This is a genomic window from Nocardioides agariphilus (genome assembly GCF_015352445.1).
GTDB lineage: Bacteria > Actinomycetota > Actinomycetes > Propionibacteriales > Nocardioidaceae > Nocardioides > Nocardioides agariphilus.
On record NZ_JADKPO010000001.1, the window covers coordinates 162,837 to 180,708 of the forward strand.

The 17,872-nt window shown below is 70.9% G+C and carries 20 protein-coding genes; 6 read left to right on the forward strand and 14 right to left on the reverse strand.

The genetic code is table 11. The annotated features are described in order from the left end of the window. Positions 1 to 5: 5 nt before the first annotated feature. Together ISU10_RS00870 and ISU10_RS00875 are read right to left on the reverse strand one after the other, a co-directional pair. A complete protein-coding gene (locus ISU10_RS00870; RefSeq protein ID WP_370864486.1) occupies positions 6 to 242 on the reverse strand; it encodes a hypothetical protein in 237 nt (78 codons plus the stop codon). Positions 243 to 314: 72 nt separating this feature from the next. Continuing rightward, the gene (locus tag ISU10_RS00875; protein ID WP_194694455.1) at positions 315 to 737 is read right to left on the reverse strand and encodes a molybdenum cofactor biosynthesis protein MoaE; all 423 of its coding nucleotides are present in this window, start codon (positions 735 to 737) and stop codon (positions 315 to 317) included. A gap of 59 nt (positions 738 to 796) precedes the next feature. Here ISU10_RS00875 and ISU10_RS00880 point away from each other — a divergent pair, with 59 nt between their 5' ends. Both ISU10_RS00880 and ISU10_RS00885 read left to right on the forward strand, forming a co-directional pair. Next, positions 797 to 2,230 carry a zinc-dependent metalloprotease gene (locus ISU10_RS00880; protein WP_194694456.1) on the forward strand — a complete coding sequence of 478 codons (1,434 nt, stop codon included), beginning with the start codon at positions 797 to 799 and terminating at the stop codon, positions 2,228 to 2,230. Beyond that, positions 2,227 to 2,784, forward strand: a complete 558-nt coding sequence (locus ISU10_RS00885) for an NUDIX hydrolase (protein WP_194694457.1) — start codon at positions 2,227 to 2,229, stop codon at positions 2,782 to 2,784. Before ISU10_RS00880 ends, ISU10_RS00885 begins: the two co-directional genes overlap by 4 nt. A 275-nt stretch (positions 2,785 to 3,059) precedes the next feature. Here the strand turns inward: ISU10_RS00885 and ISU10_RS00890 are convergent, their stop codons facing one another. The 3 genes from ISU10_RS00890 to ISU10_RS00900 form a co-directional block, all read right to left on the reverse strand. Further along, complete coding sequence (locus ISU10_RS00890; RefSeq protein WP_194694458.1) at positions 3,060 to 3,590, reverse strand: M48 metallopeptidase family protein; 531 nt, start codon at positions 3,588 to 3,590, stop codon at positions 3,060 to 3,062. A 44-nt stretch (positions 3,591 to 3,634) separates the two neighbouring features. After that, positions 3,635 to 4,687, reverse strand: a complete 1,053-nt coding sequence (locus ISU10_RS00895; RefSeq protein ID WP_370864487.1) for a PHP domain-containing protein — start codon at positions 4,685 to 4,687, stop codon at positions 3,635 to 3,637. 316 nt (positions 4,688 to 5,003) lie between these two features. Then, positions 5,004 to 5,795 carry an enoyl-CoA hydratase/isomerase family protein gene (locus ISU10_RS00900; RefSeq protein ID WP_194694459.1) on the reverse strand — a complete coding sequence of 264 codons (792 nt, stop codon included), beginning with the start codon at positions 5,793 to 5,795 and terminating at the stop codon, positions 5,004 to 5,006. Positions 5,796 to 6,019: 224 nt separating this feature from the next. On the opposite strand from ISU10_RS00900, the gene ISU10_RS00905 reads away from it, so the two are divergent. Then, the gene (locus tag ISU10_RS00905; RefSeq protein ID WP_194694460.1) at positions 6,020 to 6,178 is read left to right on the forward strand and encodes a DUF5679 domain-containing protein; all 159 of its coding nucleotides are present in this window, start codon (positions 6,020 to 6,022) and stop codon (positions 6,176 to 6,178) included. Between the two features lie 130 nt (positions 6,179 to 6,308). Next, on the forward strand, positions 6,309 to 7,166 hold the full coding sequence (locus ISU10_RS00910) for a hypothetical protein (protein ID WP_194694461.1): 858 nt from the start codon (positions 6,309 to 6,311) through the stop codon (positions 7,164 to 7,166). Between the two features lie 21 nt (positions 7,167 to 7,187). Here ISU10_RS00910 and ISU10_RS00915 read toward each other — a convergent pair whose 3' ends face one another. The 6 genes from ISU10_RS00915 to ISU10_RS00940 all read right to left on the reverse strand — a co-directional run bounded on the left by ISU10_RS00915 (position 7,188) and on the right by ISU10_RS00940 (position 10,903). After that, complete coding sequence (locus tag ISU10_RS00915; protein ID WP_194694462.1) at positions 7,188 to 7,352, reverse strand: hypothetical protein; 165 nt, start codon at positions 7,350 to 7,352, stop codon at positions 7,188 to 7,190. 141 nt (positions 7,353 to 7,493) lie between these two features. Further along, positions 7,494 to 7,769, reverse strand: coding sequence for a putative WhiB-interacting protein (locus tag ISU10_RS00920; RefSeq protein WP_503128327.1), 276 nt, complete (start codon positions 7,767 to 7,769; stop codon positions 7,494 to 7,496). Further along, a complete protein-coding gene (locus tag ISU10_RS00925) occupies positions 7,766 to 8,005 on the reverse strand; it encodes a putative WhiB-interacting protein (RefSeq protein WP_503128328.1) in 240 nt (79 codons plus the stop codon). Before ISU10_RS00925 ends, ISU10_RS00920 begins: the two co-directional genes overlap by 4 nt. Further along, the gene (locus ISU10_RS00930; protein ID WP_194694465.1) at positions 8,002 to 8,340 is read right to left on the reverse strand and encodes a WhiB family transcriptional regulator; all 339 of its coding nucleotides are present in this window, start codon (positions 8,338 to 8,340) and stop codon (positions 8,002 to 8,004) included. Before ISU10_RS00930 ends, ISU10_RS00925 begins: the two co-directional genes overlap by 4 nt. 160 nt (positions 8,341 to 8,500) lie before the next feature. Further along, complete coding sequence (locus ISU10_RS00935; protein ID WP_194694466.1) at positions 8,501 to 8,710, reverse strand: hypothetical protein; 210 nt, start codon at positions 8,708 to 8,710, stop codon at positions 8,501 to 8,503. A gap of 159 nt (positions 8,711 to 8,869) precedes the next feature. Next, complete coding sequence (locus tag ISU10_RS00940) at positions 8,870 to 10,903, reverse strand: ATP-dependent DNA helicase UvrD2 (protein ID WP_194694467.1); 2,034 nt, start codon at positions 10,901 to 10,903, stop codon at positions 8,870 to 8,872. A gap of 107 nt (positions 10,904 to 11,010) precedes the next feature. Between ISU10_RS00940 and ISU10_RS00945 the strand changes: the two genes are divergently transcribed. Next, a complete protein-coding gene (locus tag ISU10_RS00945; RefSeq protein WP_194694468.1) occupies positions 11,011 to 11,280 on the forward strand; it encodes a mycoredoxin in 270 nt (89 codons plus the stop codon). A gap of 32 nt (positions 11,281 to 11,312) precedes the next feature. On the opposite strand, the gene ISU10_RS00950 is transcribed toward ISU10_RS00945, so the two are convergent. Next, complete coding sequence (locus ISU10_RS00950; protein WP_194694469.1) at positions 11,313 to 12,989, reverse strand: MFS transporter; 1,677 nt, start codon at positions 12,987 to 12,989, stop codon at positions 11,313 to 11,315. A 2-nt stretch (positions 12,990 to 12,991) separates the two neighbouring features. Next, complete coding sequence (gene nudC / locus ISU10_RS00955; RefSeq protein WP_194694470.1) at positions 12,992 to 13,921, reverse strand: NAD(+) diphosphatase; 930 nt, start codon at positions 13,919 to 13,921, stop codon at positions 12,992 to 12,994. Between the two features lie 19 nt (positions 13,922 to 13,940). On the opposite strand from nudC, the gene deoD reads away from it, so the two are divergent. Further along, a complete protein-coding gene (gene deoD / locus ISU10_RS00960; RefSeq protein WP_194694471.1) occupies positions 13,941 to 14,654 on the forward strand; it encodes a purine-nucleoside phosphorylase in 714 nt (237 codons plus the stop codon). On the opposite strand, the gene ISU10_RS00965 is transcribed toward deoD, so the two are convergent. Further along, positions 14,641 to 17,871, reverse strand: a complete 3,231-nt coding sequence (locus ISU10_RS00965) for an ATP-dependent helicase (protein ID WP_370864491.1) — start codon at positions 17,869 to 17,871, stop codon at positions 14,641 to 14,643. The genes deoD and ISU10_RS00965 overlap by 14 nt on opposite strands. Position 17,872 lies beyond the last annotated feature (1 nt).

Consider the following 17,872-nt stretch of genomic DNA (forward strand, 5'->3'; position numbering starts at 1 on the left):
TGGCGTCAGGACGCGCGGCGGCCCCGCTGGCGGCGTACGGCGACACCGGTGCTGCGCTCCTGATCAACACTCGCACTCGGCCGCCGCACGACGGGGCTGGGCCGCTCCATCGCGCGCGCCAGGCGACGCTCGGCCTCGTCAGGGTCGACCTCCCCGCGGCCCTCGCGACCCAGCCACGAGACCCACCCCATGGCGAGCACGGTCACGACTGCGGGGGGTACGAGCCACAGCAGGATCTCCACCGCACGAGCCTAGGCACCGCGCGCCGCTGGTCGAGGAAGGCGCGCTCGCCGTCTAGCAACCAGCGACCGGGCTCATGGCGAGCCGACCCACTCCTCGGTGCCGTCGGCGAACGACTGGTGCTTCCAGATCGGGACCTGGTCCTTGAGCGTGTCGATCAGCGAGCGCGTGGCCTCGAACGACTCGCCGCGGTGACCCGTGGCCGTGGCACAGATGACCGCGATGTCGCCGATCTCGAGCGTGCCGGTGCGATGGACGGCGGCCAGCGCGGTGACGTCGTAGGTCGAGGCCACCTGCGCGCAGACATCGCGGAGCTTGCCGATGGCCGACGGATGCGCGGAGTACTCCAGGCCCGTGACGTCCTGGCCCCCGTCGTGGTCACGCACCCGACCGACGAACACGGTCACGCCGCCCGAAGCAGGGTCGCCCATCGCATCCATCACCTCGGCGACGTCGAGCGGCTCGTCGCGGATATCCACCAGGCGCAGCACGTCCACGCGGCCAGCCTAGAGTTCGCCGTCGGCGAACAGTCGTCTCGACGCCGTACCGTTGAGCCATGACTGGCAATCCGGGCAACCCGGGAGACGGCGAGCGCGACGACGGGCCCGACGAGGGGCCCGACGAGGGGCCGGGCGAGAACAACCCGTTCAAGGGCACGCCCTTCGAGCAGTTCTTCTCGGGAAACCTCGGCAACCTCGGCAACCTGGGGGCGCTGTTCGGCGGCGGGCAGGGCGGGGCGGGCATGCCCGACCTGAGCGCCCTCTTCGGCCAGTTCCAGGCGATGATGCAGCCCTACGACGGGCCGCTGAACTGGGACGCGGCCACCGACATGGCGCGACGTGCCGTCGCCCAGACCAAGGACCCCTCGCCGAGCCGGAAGCAGCACGACCAGGTCGCCGACGCGGTGCGTCTGGCCGACCACTGGCTCGACGAGACCACGCAGTTCCCCTCGGGCGTGCAGTCGACGGCGGCCTGGAGCCGTGCCGAGTGGATCGTGGGCACGGTCGACCGCTGGAAGCGGCTGGTCGAGCCGATCGCGCAGTCCTCGGTCTCGGGCATCGGCAATGTCTTCCCCGGCGGCGAAGGCCAGGCGCTCACCGGCCCCATCGTCGGCATGCTCGGCAGGGCCATCGGCGGGATGCTGGCCTCGCAGGTCGGCTCGGGCCTCGGCGCCCTCGCCGGTGAGGTGCTCAGCGCCTCCGACGTCGGGCTCCCGCTCGGGGCTCCCGGCAAGGCCGCACTCGTGATGGAGAACGTCAAGGACTTCGCCTCCGGCCTCGATGTCGGCGAGGACGACGTCGTGCTCTACCTGGCCCTGCGCGAGGCCGCCCACCAACGGCTGTTCGCCCACGTGCCCTGGCTGAGCGAGCACCTCCTGGGCGCCGTGACCGACTACGCCACGGGCATCGAGGTCAACACCGCCAACCTCCAGAGCTCGCTCGAGGAGAAGATGCGCGGCGTCGACATCAACAACCCCGAGGCGCTGCGCGAGTTGATGGAGGGCGGCATGTTCGAGATGGACAAGTCCCCGGCCCAGCAGGCCGCCCTCGAGCGCCTCGAGGTCACCTTGGCCCTCGTCGAGGGCTGGGTCGACGAGGTGGTCGGCCAGGCGACGGCCGAGCGGATGCCCAACGCGGGCAAGCTCCAAGAGGCCGTACGCCGCCGCCGTGCGGCCGGCGGCCCGGCCGAGGACACCTTCGCCGCACTGGTCGGGCTCGAGCTGAGGCCGCGTCGCCTGCGTGATGCCTCGACCTTGTGGGGCTCGCTGCGCACCCGCCAGGGCACCGAGGCACGCGATGGCGTCTGGATGAGCCCCGCCCTGCTGCCGACCGCGGCCGACCTCGACGACCCGCTCGGCTTCCGCGAGGGGGCCACCTCGCCAGCCGACATGTCCGAGGAGGACTTCGACGTCGCGCTCCAGCGCATGCTCGACGGTGAGTCCGGCGACAACCCGCCGGAGGACCAGGGTCACGTCGGCTCCGACGAGTGACCCTTCACACCGAGGCGCTCGACACGCTCAGAGGCTGGAGCGCGCCCTCTCCCGACCAGGACAGGCTGCGGGCGAGGTACGTCGCGCACCTCGAGGCAGCCGCTGACGGCGTCTGGCGCTCGTGCTTCCCCGACCATCTCACCGCCGGTGCGCTGGTGCTCTCGGCCGAAGGTGACCGGGTGCTGCTGAACCTGCATCGCAAGGCGCGTCGCTGGTTCGCGTTCGGCGGTCACCTCGAGCCCGAAGACCGCTCCCTGTCCGGGGCTGCGCTGCGCGAGGCGCGCGAGGAGTCCGGCATCGAGGACCTCGAGCTCGATCCCGTGCCGGTCCATCTCGACGAGCACGCCGTGGGCTTCTGCGACCCGCGAGGCGAGGTCCACCATCTCGACGTACGCTTCACCGCCCGCGCCCCCGCCGGGGTCAGCCCCCACAGCAGCGAGGAGTCCCTCGACGTCAGGTGGTGGCCCCTCGACGCCCTCCCCGACGGGCTGGAGGACGAGATGCACACCCTCATCCACTTGGCCCGCGAGCGCTGGTTGAGGAAGGCGCGCTAGCGCCTGTCTCGAAACCAGACGGTCGCCGGTTGAGGAAGGCGCGCTGGCGCCTGTCTCGAAACCAGACGGTCGCCGGTTGAGGAAGGCGCGCTGGCGCCTGTCTCGAAACCAGACGGTCGCTGGTTGAGGAAGGCGCGCTGGCGCCTGTCTCGAAACCAGACGGTCGCTGGTTGAGGAAGGCGCGCTGGCGCCTGTCTCGAAACCAGACGGTGTTCCTCGGTTCCGGGGGTTTCGACACGGTTGCTGCGCAACCTCCTCAACCCGCGGTGACTGCCCTAATCCACCTCTTGGCCAGGCGGGTCCTCGACGCGGGCGGCGGCGGACCACCCGAGCAGGTAGCCCTTGGCCTTCTCGGCTTGCGGGTAGCGGTCGACCCAGGCCCAGAAGGCTGCGTCGTGGCCGGGGGCCAGCAGATGGGCGAGCTCGTGGACCAGCACGTAGTCGACGACCCACGACGGCATGCCCTGCAGGCGTGAGCTCAGGCGGATGGTGCGGTCACCCGGAGTGCACGAACCCCACCGTGAGCGCTGGTTGTCGACCCACCGGACCGAGACCGGCTCGGCAAGACCGCCGAGGTACTCCTCGTTGAGCTCGGTCGCGCGGGCATGGAGATCCTCGTCGGTCGGACGCCGCCGGCGCTCGGACTTCTGGAGGCGGGCGACCATCGTCTCGACCCACTCGGCTTCCTGACGCCGAGTCAGCGAGGCGGGGATCAGCACGATGATCCGGTCTCCCTCGCGGTACGCCGAGACGGTGCGGCGGCGGCGCTTGGAGCGGCGTACCTCCACCTCGGAGTCCGGGGGCATGGCACTCACCGTAGCCCGAGAACCCAGCCACGTCAGCGGTCAGATCAACGTTGCGGGTTGGCCCACTCCAGCAGGCGTTCGCGGGGCCAGGTGTTGACGATCCGGTCGGCGTCGATGCCGGCCGCGTGCGCGCGTTCGCAGCCGTACTGCTGGAAGTCGAGCTGGCCAGGGGCGTGCGCGTCGCTGTCGATGGAGAACAAGCACCCCATGTCGCGGGCCAGCTCGAGGAGCTTGGTCGGCGGGTCACGGCGCTCGGGACGGGAGTTGATCTCGACGGCGACGTCGTGCTCGACGCACGCCTCGAAGACTGCCTTCGCGTCGAAGTCCGACGACGGACGCGTCCCACGGTTGCCCATCACCATCCGGCCCGTGCAGTGGCCGAGCACGTTGGTGCGCGGGTTGGCGATGGCGCCGATCATCCGCTTGGTCATCGGGGCCGCGTCCATGCGCAGCTTGCTGTGCACGCTGGCCACCCGGAGGTCGAGCTGGGCGAGCATCTCGTCGGTCTGGTCGAGCGAGCCGTCATCGAGGATGTCGACCTCGATGCCCTTGAGCAGGGTGAACTGCGACTCGCTCAGGTGCTCGTTGATCGCGTCGACGACGCCGAGCTGACGTTGCAGACGGGCGACGCTGAGGCCGTTGGCGACGGTGAGCCGCGGCGAGTGGTCGGTCAGCACCAGGTAGTCGTGACCGAGCTCGATGGCGGTGAAGGCCATCTCCTCGATCGGCGACCCACCGTCGGACCAGTCGGAGTGGGAGTGCAGGTCTCCCCTGAGCCTGGCTCGGACCTCGTCGCCGCCCTGCACGAGCGGCCCGAACGCGGCTTCCAGCTTGGCCAGGCGATCGGGCAGCCTGCCGTGGACGGCGTCGGTGATCACGCCGGCGGTGCTGGGGCCGATGCCGGACAGCTGGGTGAGCGTGCCGGCCTCGGCGCGGGCAACGACCTCGTCGGCCGGCAGCGGCAGGATCACCGCAGCCGCGTTGCGAAACGCCTGGATGCGGCGGGTCTCCTCACGTCCGCGCTCCATCAGGAACGCAATACGTCGCAAGGCAGCGACCGGCCCGCCGTCGTAGGTCTCCTCGGACAAGCCCGCCACTCCTCGAACTTTCTTCTGTCCACACCCCGTGGACGAGCCCCGACCACATCGTCGCTGGTCAGGGGCCTGCGCGCCGTTCTCGCACGACCTCTATCCACAGCCGGAGCCGACCCGAGGCTACCTGTCCACCGCTCCTGCACCGGTTCCGACGCGTTGTCCCCAGAGTTATCCACAGGCTGTCCACAGGCGACACGCCGGTCGCGTTGACCGCTCACCAGGCCCCGCCTAGCGTGGGCGACAGATGGGGCTCCCAGTCCGGGAGGCGACGTTCGCAAGGGGAAGGCAAACGTCGTCGCACGTTCGGGGAGCCCCTTCTTCATCTCCCGCGGAACTCGGGCCTACGCCGCTCACCAGCGGCGCGGATGCCCTCGTGCAGGTCCTCGGTCGCCAGGGTCACCGGTTGGGCGAGTGCCTCCCACTGCAGCGCAGCGTCGTACGTCTTGTGGGCGCCGTCGGCGAGGGCGAGCTTGGTCAGGCGGCTCGCGATCGGCGCCGTGGCAGCGATCCCGGCGGCCGTTTCCAGCACCTCGGCACCGAACGACGCGTCGTCGATCACCCGGGACACCAGGCCGAGCCGAAGCGCCTCGTCAGCGTCGACCGTGCGGCCGGTGAGCAGCAGGTCGCGCGCCGCCGCAGACCCGACCGCCTCGGGCAGCAACCAGGTGGCGGCCATGCCGGGATGCATGCCCAGCCGCACGAACGGCGCGCCCAAGCGTGCCGACGCCGCGGCGTACCTGATGTCGCAGGCCAGCGCCAGGCACAGGCCTGCGCCGATGGCCGGCCCGTTGACGGCTGCGATGGTCGGCACCTCGAGCGAGCGGATCGACAGCCAGGCCTGGTAGAACGCGATCATCCGCGTACGCAGGTCGTCGACGGTGGCGTCGGGCTCACTGACGATCCAGGAGGTGTCACCGCCCGAGCAGAACGCCGATCCCTCGCCCGTCACCACCACGACGCGCACGCTGCGATCGGCTCGCAGCCCCTCGATGGCGGCGACCCACGCGTCGGTCATCGGCCCCGACATGGCGTTGCGCTGGTCGGGGTTGTCGAGGGTCAGCAGGGCAACGCCGTCGCCGGGACGTTCGAGGCGGAGGTGCTCCAGGGGCATGGGCGCAGGGTACTGAGGCAACCCCTGATCGATCAGTGAGGCGTTTCACGTGTGGGAAGTGGGGGCAGACACGCCGAACCGCGCTTCGGTGCGCCTGTTTCACGCTCAGACGAGCGTGCCGTAGGGTCGAGAACGGCCTGGTGGCACCACCACTGGGCTTCCGGCGGGCTTCCCCGATATGCCCCGTCGCGACGACCGAGAACTGGATAGGCAAGGAGGCCGTCATGGCGGAGACCTGGAGCGGCGAGTTCTACTGCGTGAAGTGCAAGGAGAAGCGGGAGGCTGAGGGCGAGGTGCACGTCAACGACAAGGGCACCCGGATGGCCAAGGCCAAGTGCCCGGTCTGCGGCATCAACCTCAACCGCATCCTCGGTAAGGCCTGAGCTAGACCCACGATCTCCACGGCGGCGCCCCTGACCTGTGTCAGGTGGCGCCGTCGTTGCACGTCCGCACCCGGATGGTCTGTGGAGAGCGAACGTCGGACTGCCCGATGACGTGGCAGCCTGCCGGTTCGTGAGCACCGAGCATCCCCACCCCACGCCGTCGCGACCGGTACTGCGCCCCGGGCTGTCGGTCTACCGACGCGACGACACGCACCTGCAGGTCGGGCTCGACCACCCGGTTCTCGTACTGCCCGACAGCGACGGGATCCGCGGCCTGCTGCGTGACCTCGAGATCGGTGAGGGCTTGGGGCTGCTCTCGCCTGACGCGGGCGTGGCCCTGGCCACCCTGCTCGACGCGGACCTGGTGGTGGATCGCACCGAGGTGCTGGCCGCCCGCGACGACCGCTCCGGGCGAGAGCTGGCAGCCCTGGCCGCTCACGGTCCACACGCATCAGCTCGGGTCAAGGCACGCGCCACCTGCCAGGTCGCGCTCCACTCCCCCGAGCCCTGGCGGACGGTCGCGGCCGAGAGGCTGACGACCGCAGGCATCCCGCTGGCCCGCGCCGAGGAGCCCGGAACCGTCACCTTGGTCGTCTCCACCGGCGAGCCGCCACGCTCGCTGCTCGACGGCTTCACGCGCGAGGACCGCCCACACCTCGTCCTCACGCTGTACGCCGACCGGGCTCGCCTGGGACCGTTCGTGGCCCCGGGCGCCACGGCCTGCCTACGCTGCCTCGACGCGCATCTGGGTGAGAGCGACCCACGACGCGCGGTCGTGCTCCAACAGCTCGAGCACCGCGTGGCACCGACCCCGTGCGACTCCTTGCTGGGCCAGGCGGCGGTGGCGCTCGCCGTACGCGAGCTGATGTCCTACGCCGAGGGCGACCGGCCCGCCACGTGGTCGGCCACGCTCACCCTCAGCGCCGCCCTCGGCGAGCCCGTGCGCACGTGGCCGCGCCACCCGCACTGCGGCTGCAGCTGGGGTTGAGAGCCAGACCTCTGGCGGGGGCTACCACCACTCGGAGTCGAGCTTGGACTCCATCGCGCGCAGGTGCTCGCGCGAGCAGGTGTCGCAGTACGTGCGCTGACGACCGTTCTCGGTCGAGGTCGTCCAGGTCAACGTCGTGGTGTCGTCGGTAGCCGCCTGCCTGCCGCAGAAGTCGCAGGTCTTCACGAGGCGAGAGTACGCCGAGGTTCGGGGCCTGTCTGGAAGGTTCGGGGGCGCTGCAACCCACGCAAAGGGGCGGGATACCCGGACATCCGGGTATCCCGCCCCTGCGTGTCACCGCGATCAGGTCATCGGGGTGAGGTCGTGTCAGAGGGCGCGGGCAAGCGCGAGTCGCGCCTGCTGAGCGGCCCGCTCAGCCCTGCGGCTGAGTCGACGGGCAAGGACCATCTGGTGGCCTCGCCGCAGCTGCTGCGCCTCTCCCAGGCGCGCGCGCATCTGCGCGCGGGCCAGGTCTTCATGCATGAGATTCATCTTCGTGCTCCGGTTCTTGGTGGTCATGACGTGTGGTGGATTCCTTGTACTTCGGGTATGGACGCCGGTGCCCAGCTCGAGCTGGTGCCCCGAGTGCGTCCGATCGGTCAGATGGCGCGAGCCAGGACGAGCCGCGCCTGCTGCGCGGCCTGCTCCGCCTTACGGCTGAGTCGACGAGCCATGACCAGCTGGTGGCCACGGCGCAGCTGGTGCGCCTCTCCCAGGCGCGCGGTCATCTGGGCCCGCGCGAGGGCTTCGTGCATGGTGTTCATGTCAGTACTCCGGTTTCGGTTGGTCTTCATCTGCTGGTTTCGGGACTTTCGGCTAGGGGCGCCGGCCTGAGTCAGGCCGCCACCTCGTTCTTGCGCGGGCGGCCGCGCGGACGCTTCCGGGGGATCACCACTCCTTGCAGGAACAGCTCACCTCCCCAGACACCCCAGGGCTCACGCCGCTCCAGGGCTCCGTCGAGGCACAGGGCCTGGACCGGGCAGTCCTTGCACAGTGCCTTGGCGAACTCGACGTCCTGGGGCGACTCGGCGAACCACAGGTCCGAGTTGTTCACTCGGCACGGCAGCAGCTCGTCGTTCACCTGGTCGGCCGCGTCGTGGAGCTGGCCCAACGAGATCGCTTGTGGGATCTCCTCGGCAGCCACGCCCTCGCGGTCGAGAACAGTGATGGTCATGTCTCTCACCTCCTTCGTGACCTGATCGCTTGTTGGCTAGGTACTTGGCCCTTCTCAGGGCTTGTGTCTCCGGGGCCGGTTGGGTCCGGGGAAACACAAAGGCCGCGGATCCCGGTTTCGGGTTCCGCGGCCTGGAGGCTGCCGAGTGGTGTCGTGTCACCTAGCTCGGTGGTCTCCAGGCAGAGGTCCCCGGGAAATCGCCCTTGATGCGGCCCATGCCGGAAACGCGGGCACCAAGGACGACAGCGGTCGTCAGGGTGCACACGTCAACGCCGGCGGCGGCGCCGAGGGCGCGGCCGTAGGCGGGCATGCCGACGGACGACGGGATCTGCTCCGTCATCGCGATGTGCTTGGTGATCACTAGGGCCACCTCCTTCGGATCCTGTGGGCGCCGACTTTGTCAGGGTCGCTGTGCGCAGGCGTATTCGTTCGGAGCAGCAAGGTACCCCGGGGGCGTACAGGGGAGCAATTCTTTTTCGAGGTGTTTTGCCGAAGAGCCGTGATTTTTTTTCCGACAGCCCGGTGACCGTCACCCCACGAGGTCGAGAACGGCCTCGCCGTAGCGCTCGAGCTTGGCCTTGCCGATGCCGTTGATGCGCAGGAGGTCGGCCGCCGAGCGAGGCTTGTGCTCGGCGATGAGCTGCAAGGTGGCGTCGGTGAACACGACGTAGGCAGGCACGCTCTCCTCGGCGGCCTGGCCGGATCGCCAGGTGCGCAACAGCTCGAACAGCGTCTCGTCGTAGGACGCCGGGCAGTCGGCGCAGCGACCGCGCTTCTTCTCTGCACCGGTCGCCAGTGGCTTGCCGCACTCGCGACAGCTGATCACCTTGCGGCTGCGCGCACCGGGAGGCTGGACCGACGAGGCGGCCGGCAGCAGCGGGTCGAGGAACCGGGACGGCTTGCGGGTCGCCCGGCCACCCGGGTTGCGCGCCCACGCCCACGACACGGCGAGGGCGCGACGGGCGCGGGTGAGGCCGACGTAGAGCAGTCGGCGCTCCTCCTCGATCGCCGTCGGGGACTCGGCGTAGGTGATCGGGAGCGTGCCCTCGCAGACCCCGACGACGAACACGCAGTCCCACTCGAGGCCCTTGGCGGCGTGGAGGGTGGCCAAGGTGACGCCGTCTGCCTGCGGCGCGTGCTGCTCGGAGGCGCGACGGTCGAGCTCGTCGACGAAGACGCCGAGGTCATCGACGCCCGAGCCCGCGAGCTCAGCGGCCTGGTCGACCAGTGCTTGCAGCGACTCCCAGCGGTCGCGGGTCTGGCCCCGGGCAGCCGGCGCCTCGGGAGTCCACCCCATCACGCTGAGCACACCGCGGACGGCATCGAGCAGACCGTCGCCGGCGGTCGTGCCGCCACGGGCTGCACCACGCAGCCGGGTGACGGCCTCGCGTACTTCGGCGCGGTCGAAGAAGCGCGCCGCGCCGCGCACGACATAGGGGATGCTCCGGCCGGCAAGCGCCTCCTCGTAGGCCTCCGACTGGGCGTTGATGCGGAACAGCACCGCGACCTCGCCGGGCGGGGTGCCCTGGGCCACGACCTGGGCGATGGCGGCGGCGACGGCCTCGGCCTCGGCGACCTCGTCGGGGTAGGACGTGTAGGTCACCGCGCCCCCGGCCGGACTCTGCGCCTGGAGCCTCACCCCAGCACTAGGAGTGCCCGCGAGCAGGTCGTTGGCGGCCGCGACGACCTCGGGCGTGGACCGGTAGTTGCGGACCAGCTCGATCGAGGTGGTGTGGTCGTGCTTGCGGGGAAAGTCGCGCAGGTAGGACGCGTCGGCGCCCGCGAAGGAGTAGATCGTCTGGGCCGGGTCGCCCACAACGCAGATCTCGTCGCGACCGCCGAGCCAGAGGTCGAGAAGGGCCGACTGGATCGGCGAGACGTCCTGGTACTCGTCGACGACGAACCATTTGTACTGGCGGCGCACCTGGGCGGCCACTCGCTGGTCGTCGGCGAGCAGGCCCGCGGTGAGCAGGAGGACGTCCTCCATGTCCATGCGGGCCTGGGAGCGCTTGACCTCCTCGTAGCTGCCGAACACCCGGCCGACCGTCTCGGGGTCGAGCCCGCTGACCGAGCGGCCCGACCGCAGCGCCAGGCGGGCGTAGTCGTCGGGGGCGACGTTGCTGACCTTGGCCCACTCGACCTCGGATGCGATGTCGCGCAGCTGCGCTTTGTCGGGCCGGACCCGCTGTCGAGAGGCGGCGGTGGCGAGCATGCCCAGCTTGGACTCCGTGAGCGTGGGCAGCTCGGTGCCATGGACGTGGGGCCAGAAGTAGCGCAGCTGACGCAGGGCGGCGGAGTGGAAGGTGCGCGCCTGGACGCCGCCGGCACCCAGCATGCGCAGGCGTCCGCGCATCTCGCCGGCCGCTCTCGTGGTGAAGGTGACCGCCAGCACCTCGGTGGGCTGGTAGACGCCTGCCGCGACGCCGTGCGCGATCCGGTGGGTGATCGCACGGGTCTTGCCCGTGCCCGCGCCCGCGAGCACCCGCACCGGTCCGCGCAGTGCCTCGGCCACCTGTCGTTGCTCGGGGTCGAGGCCCTGCAAGATCGCGGCCGGGTCGAGCAACGGAACAACTCCTAGGACATGATGGTTGAGGATTTGACGAGCCCATCTCGGGCACCGACCTTGTAGTCGGCCAATCTAGACGCCGGAGGCGACACCCCTCGATGACCATGACAGGCACGACGCGCGACACGGGCACCGTCACCATGTACTCGACCCCCTGGTGCGGCTACTGCCACCGCCTCAAGAGCCAGCTCGACCGTGAGGGCATCGCCTACTCCGAGGTCGACATCGAGGAGCACCCCGAGGCCGCGGCGATCGTGGAGTCGGTCAACAACGGCAACCAGACGGTGCCGACGCTCGTCTACTCCGACGGCTCTGCCCAGACCAACCCGTCTGTCATCCAGGTCAAGGAGAAGCTCGCCGCGCTGGCGAGCTGAGCCGGTCGCCCGTCAGGCGGCAGTTTCGCCTGTCAGGTGGCCGTACGGCGTTCGTCCTCGGCAAGCAGTCCGGCGACCGCTCCGTCGGCCCAGTCCTCGGTGGGGGCGTGGCCGGTGACCGTAGCCACGAAGATCTCGTGGTCCAGCGCCAGGAGCGACCCCGACGTGAGGGCGACCACCGTCGCCGTGCGAGGTATCGAGTGGAGGAGGGCGACCTCGCCGAACGAGTCCCCGACCCCGAGGCGGCGCACCTCGAGATCGTCCTGGCTGACCTGGAGCTCGCCGCTCTCGACCATGTAGAACTCATCGCCGGTGTCGCCTTGTCGGACCACGACCTCGCCCGGCGCAACCGCGCGTCGGACGGCGGCGGCCGCCAGGCGTTCGAGGCAGACCTTCGGCAGCGAGCCCAGCACCTCGGTGCGCGAGACGACGGCCAGGGCCTCCGGGCTGGGGGTGGCACTCGACTCCAGGAACCGCAAGCCGGGCGCGCACAGCACGGGCACGAGGGCGGCGGCCAGTCCGACGGGCACCATCGCGTCATGCGTCCCGAGCCAGTCGGAGAGCGCGGGCGCGGCGATGGAGCCGAGGGCAGCCGTCGCGGCGCCCACGCCGAACAGCGCTCCCCAGGCCCGGCCCGCGACGTGGTCGGGCAGCCACCTGTTGAGCAGGGTCGCGCCGTGCGTGCCGGCCAGCGCGGCACCGGCGCCGCTCACGACCAGCAGGGCCGCCGCGAGAGGGATCTGCGAGGTCAGGCCGACCAGCGCCAGCGGCAGGCTGGTGAGGACCGAGCCCACGACGAACCACACGCGACCGTGCCCGTGGGTCACCATCGCGGCAGCCGAGCCCACGAAGGCTCCGACGCCGAGAGCGGCGAGCAGCGTGCCGGACGTCGAGTCGCCGTCGGAGGCGACGTCGTGCGCGTAGAGGATGACGAACGCCGTCACCAGGCCACTGAGCAGCCGTTGGGTCAAGAAGACCGCGAAGTGTGCCCGCCCACCACGTCGCATGAACAGCGAGACCCCTCCGACCGAGTCGCGCCAGAAGGACCGCCGGTACGCCGCATGGGTCGGCGGCTGGAACGGCGACCGGATGCTCACGGCGAGCCAGGCCGTGACGGCGTACACGACGGCCAGGGCGATGAACACGCCCTCCGGCCCCGCCGCGAAGAGCAGCGCGGTCGCACCCGCCGGTCCGGCCACCCCGCCGATGGCGTCGATCAGACCCCAGGCCGAGTTGGCTGGCAACAGACGGCGTGGCTCGCCCACGAGCTGCGGCAGCAGTGCCTGCATGCTGGGCTTGATCAGCCCCGACACCACCGACCCCACTGCCTGGACGACGACGAGCGCGACCAGTCCCAGGTCGAGGAGCACAACGCACGCAAGGAGCAGGGCCACGAGCACGAAGCACGCGTTGACCCCCGCGATGACGAGCGGGCGACGCACCCGGTCGGCAACCAGCGCTGCGGATCCGGCGGTCACCATCGAGGGCAGGACGCGTACGGCGCCGACCAGGCCGACCGCTGCCGGGCCACCGAGGTCGTAGGCGACCACCGAAGTGGCCAGGAACAGGGCCACATCGGTCGCCGACCTGGCTCCCACGATCAGCAGGAGTCTGCTGACGTTGCGGTCCACCATGCACTCGAGCAACGCCCGCCAACGGTTGAGCGGCGCGGGCTGCGCCGTGGAGCCCTGGGGCGCCGCCGAGGTCACGCTCACCAGCTCCCGGGCAGCGGACCGCCGTACCAGTGCTCGACGAGAGACCGGCTGATCGAGACGCCGCCCGGCAACACCAGGTCGCCGCTCTCGGCCCGCTCACGCATCTGCGCTCGCGTGAACCAGCGCGCGTCCTCGATCTCCCTGCCGTCGACGTTGATCTCGAGGGACTCGGCACGCCCGAGGAATCCCAGCATCAGCGAGGCGGGCAGTGGCCAGGGCTGGTTGCCGAAGTAGGTCACCTCGCCGACCCGCACCCCGACCTCCTCCCACACCTCGCGCCTCACGGCGTCCTCGAGCGTCTCGCCCGGCTCGAGGAACCCGGCGAGCGTCGAGTAGCGACCAGTGGGCCACGCCGACTGGCGTCCGAGCAGGAGCGCCTCGTCACGCGAGCCAGGTTCGCCGCAGGTGATCGCCATGATGACCGCAGGATCGGTGCGCGGGAACTGCGCCTTGCCGCACTGCGTGCACACCAGCTCCGCGCCGGCCAGGCGGGGTTCGAGGGTGCCCCCGCACCACGGGCAGAACCTGGTGGCCCAGTGCCACTCGGCCATCCCGACGGCGTGGAAGACCAGTGGCGCCTCGGCGAGGTCGGCACCTTCGGCATCCACACCTGCCAGGCGCGGCAGCACGGCCCGCAGACCGACCCACTCGCCCCGCTCGCCAGGGGCGTCCTCGGGGTCGACGATCAACGCGAACCACGCGCGCCCGTCGCGCTCGCCCAGCAGCACCCGCCGTCCGTCGTACGGCGCATCGGCCGGCGGCAACCACGGGATTGCCCCGTCGACCGGACGGATCCGGGTGCCGGCCACGACCAGCACGCGCGTCTCAGGATCCTCCCAGCGGGCGTCGAGCCAGGCGTCGTCGACCCGCCGCTCCCCAGCCCTGTCATGGGCGTTGGCGGCCAGATCCAGGTGCGGAAAGGACACGGGTGGGAGGCTAACCGCCATGAGCACCCATATCGGAGCCCAGCCCGGCGAGATCGCGCCCGTCGTCTTGCTGCCGGGCGACCCGCTGCGTGCGAAGTGGATCGCCGAGACCTACCTCGAGGAGGCGACGTGCTACTCCGAGGTACGCGGCATGCTCGGCTTCACCGGCACCTGGCAGGGCCACCGCGTGTCAGTGCAGGGCTCGGGGATGGGCCAGCCATCGATGGCGATCTACGTCAACGAGCTCTTCGACCAGTACGACGTGCAGTCGATCGTGCGGGTCGGCTCGTGCGGTGGGCTCTCCGAGAAGGTGGCCGTGCGCGACGTGATCATCGCCTCCGGGGCGTGCACCGACTCGGCGATGAACCGGATCACCTTCGAGGGCTTCGACTACGCGCCGGTGGCCGATTTCGGGCTGCTGCGCGCGGCGGTCGACGCGGCGGCGACGCGGGAGGCCACCACGCACGTAGGGCTGATCTTCTCCGCCGACTCGTCGTTCTACGCCAGCCGGCCGGAGCTGATGATGCGGATGGCCGGCTACGGCGTGCTCGGCGTGGAGATGGAGGCCAGCGCGCTCTACACGATCGCGGCGCGGTGGGGCCGCAAGGCGCTGGCCGTGTGCACTGTCTCCGACCACGTCGTGACCGGCGCGGAGACGTCGGCCTACGAGCGCGAGCGGACCTTGGCCGACATGGTCGAGATCGCGCTCGAGGCGGCGTTCAGCTCGGCGTGAGCCCAGGAACCAGCCCAGGAACCAGCCCAGGAACCAGCAGGGCCTCGAGCTCCGCGCGGCCGGGCAACGCATCGGGCTCGACGATGCGGCCGCTGCGCACGAAGTAGAACGCCGCGCGCACCTGCTCGACGGGCACGCCCGCCAGCTCGGCCCACGCCAGCCGGTAGAGAGCCAGCTGCAGCTCGTCGGCGTCGTCCTTGCGCGAGGTCTTCCAGTCCACGACCAGGTAGGCGGCCGCGGAGCCCTGCTGCTCGGCGTAGACCGCGTCGATACGGCCGCGCACGACCTGCCCATCGAGGACCAGAGCGAACGGCGCCTCGACGACATGAGGGGCTCGGTCGGCGAACGGCCCACGCTCGAAGGTCGCGATCAGGTCGGCGAGGTCGTCGTCGGAGTCGATGCCAGCGTCGCCCTGCCCGGGCAGCTCGTCGGGGTCGAAGAGGTCCTGCTGGCCGAACCGAGCCTCGACCCAGGCGTGGAAGCGGGTGCCGAACCTCGCGGCCGGCGATGGTTGGCGCGGCATCGGGCGAGCCAGCTCGCGGGCGAACGCCTCGGGCTCGGTGCGCAACCGGGACAACGCCGTCGCCGACAAGGAGGTGGGCAGCGGCACGTCGATGACCTGGTCACGGTCTGCCCGTGCCTCTGCGACCAGTCGGTCGAGCTCGACGTCCCAGTCGGCCACGCGCGCCGCCTCGATCATGTCCAGCCCGTCGTCGGCCGCGGACACGTCGGCCGCGGCGACGACCCGGGCCGCCTCGATCCGTAGGGCTGCCTCTCGGCCCGGCCCCGGCTCGGGCCACGGACGCGACGGGTCGACGGCGTCGTAGGGGTTAGCAGCACCCTTGACCGGCTTGTCGAGCCACGCATCGCCGACCGGCTCGCCCCAGGCCTCGAGCTGGTCGCGCACCACGGCCTGGTAGGCCGATGGTCCGAAGGGGGTGGCCCGCGTGCTCCAGAGGTAGGACGTGACGCTGAGGCGGTGCGCGGCGCGGGTGAACGCGACGTAGCCGAGCCGCAGCTCCTCCTCCTGGTCGTGGGCGCGGGTGTCGGCGCGGTAGGCGTCGAGCGCCGCCTTGTCGTAGCCGGCCAGCTGGGGCAGGTCGCGTGCGTCACCTCGCAGCGGTGCGGGCAGCACAGCGGGCGAGGAGGTCCACAGGGTGCGCGAGCGGTTGGAGGGGAACCGGGTCTCGCACACCCCCACCAGGAAGACGTGGTCCCACTCGAGGCCCTTGGCCCGGTGGACCGTGAGGAGCTTGACCGAGTCTGCTGCCGTCGGAGTGGCCAGGTCGAGGCCGTTGCCCTGGTCGTCCTCGGCGGTGAGGAAGGCCAGCAGCGCCGAGAGCGAGACGTCGCCGTCGACGGCTTGGAACTCCGCGACCGCCTTGACGAACAGGTCGAGGTTGTCGCGTCGCGCAGCAGCGGCCGGCGAGACGGCCGAGGCGAGCTCGATGTCGACGCCCGAGGTGTCGATGATCCGCCGCACGATGTCGAGCAGCGGCTCGCCAACGGTGGCGCGCAGCATCCGCAGCTCACTGGCGAGCAGGCGGAACCGGTCACGCGCCTCGGGTGAGTAGGGCCCGTCGCCAGGGTCCTCCAGAGCGTCGCCGAGCGAGGCGATCTCGGCGGGGTCGATGCCGTCAGCGATGCCGATGAGCTGGTCGGCCAAGGTGGCGGCGGTGCGCGGGCCGTGTCCGGCGAGCAGTGCGGCCCGGCGCGCCAGCAGGCTCAGGTCGCGGGGTCCGATCGCCCACCGCGGCCCGGTGAGCAGGGTCAGCAGCGCAGCGTTGGCGGTGACGTCGTTGAGCAGGTGCAAGGTGGCCACGACCTCGGCCACCTCGGGCAGTCGGATCAGGCCGGAGAGGCCGACGATCTCGACGGGCACGTCGCGAGCGGTGAGCGCGTCGAAGACGTCGGCGGCGTGGGCGTTGTCGCGGGTCAGCACGCCGACTCCCGACCATGAGGTGCCCGCCGCATGGGCCGCGATGACCTCGTCGGCCAGCCAGGTCAGCTCCTCGGCGTGGGTGCTCAGCACTCGCAACCCGACCTGGCCCTCCCCGGCGTCGTCCTTGGGAGCAAGCCGGACCACCTGCTCGGAGTACTTGTCGTGCAACGGCTCGGCCAGGCGGTTGGCGACCTCGAGGATGCGGCGGTCGGAGCGCCGGCTGACCGTGAGCGAGAAGGTGTCGGCGGCGCCGAAGGTGTCGGCGAAGTGCAAGATGTTGGAGACAGATGCTCCGCGCCAGCCGTAGATCGCCTGGTTGGGGTCGCCGACGGCAGTGACGGCGTGCCCGCCGCCGAACAGCCGCGACAGCATGGTGGCCTGCGCGACCGAGGTGTCTTGGTACTCGTCGAGCAGCACGATCCGGAACCGCTCGCGCTCCATGCCCCCGACCTCCGGCTGCTCGACGGCGAGTCGCGCCGCCAGCTCGATCTGGTCGGAGAAATCCATCAGGCCGAGGTCGCGCTTGAGGCGGCGGTAGCCGACGACCAGCTCCATCAGCTCGCGACGCCGCTCGATCGCGTGGATCGCCGTGGCCGGAGGGTCGAGGTAGGTCTTGCGGCCCTTGCCGGACTCCTCCTGCTCGAAGGCCCGCAGAAGCCCGGACTCGGCGTCGCGATCGAAGGCCAGCACCTCCGCGGGCGAGACGAGGTGCTCGCTCATCGCCCCGTCGAGGGCCAGGAGGTTCTGGATCGCCGTGGGCGGATGGTCGGTGAGGAACCGGACTTCGGCCGTGTGCCGCTCCACCACTCGAGCGCCGAGCTGGTAGCGAGAGGCGTCGCTGAGCACGCGGGTGTCGGGCTCGTGTCCGATCCGCAGGCCGTGGTCGGTGAGCAGGCTCGCGGCATAGGCGTTGTAGGTCGCGACGGTCGGCTCGAGGGTGTCGTCGACGTCGGTGCCCAGCTCGGGCAGCAGACCCGCGGCCAGCAGCGCCTCACGCACCTTGGCGCGCAGCTGGCTGGCTGCCTTGGTGGTGAAGGTCAAGCCGAGCACCTGGTCGGGCGTGACCTGGCCGGTCGCGACGAGGTAGACCACCCGGGCAGCCATCAGCGTGGTCTTGCCGGACCCCGCGCCCGCGATGACGACCGCCGGGGCCAGCGGCGCGCGGATCGCCTCCCACTGCTCGGGGCTGGGCGCGAAGTCCCAGCCCATCAGGGCGGCCAGGTCCTCGGCTGACTCCAACGACACCCCCACCTCTGGGCTCGTCTTCGGGCTCACC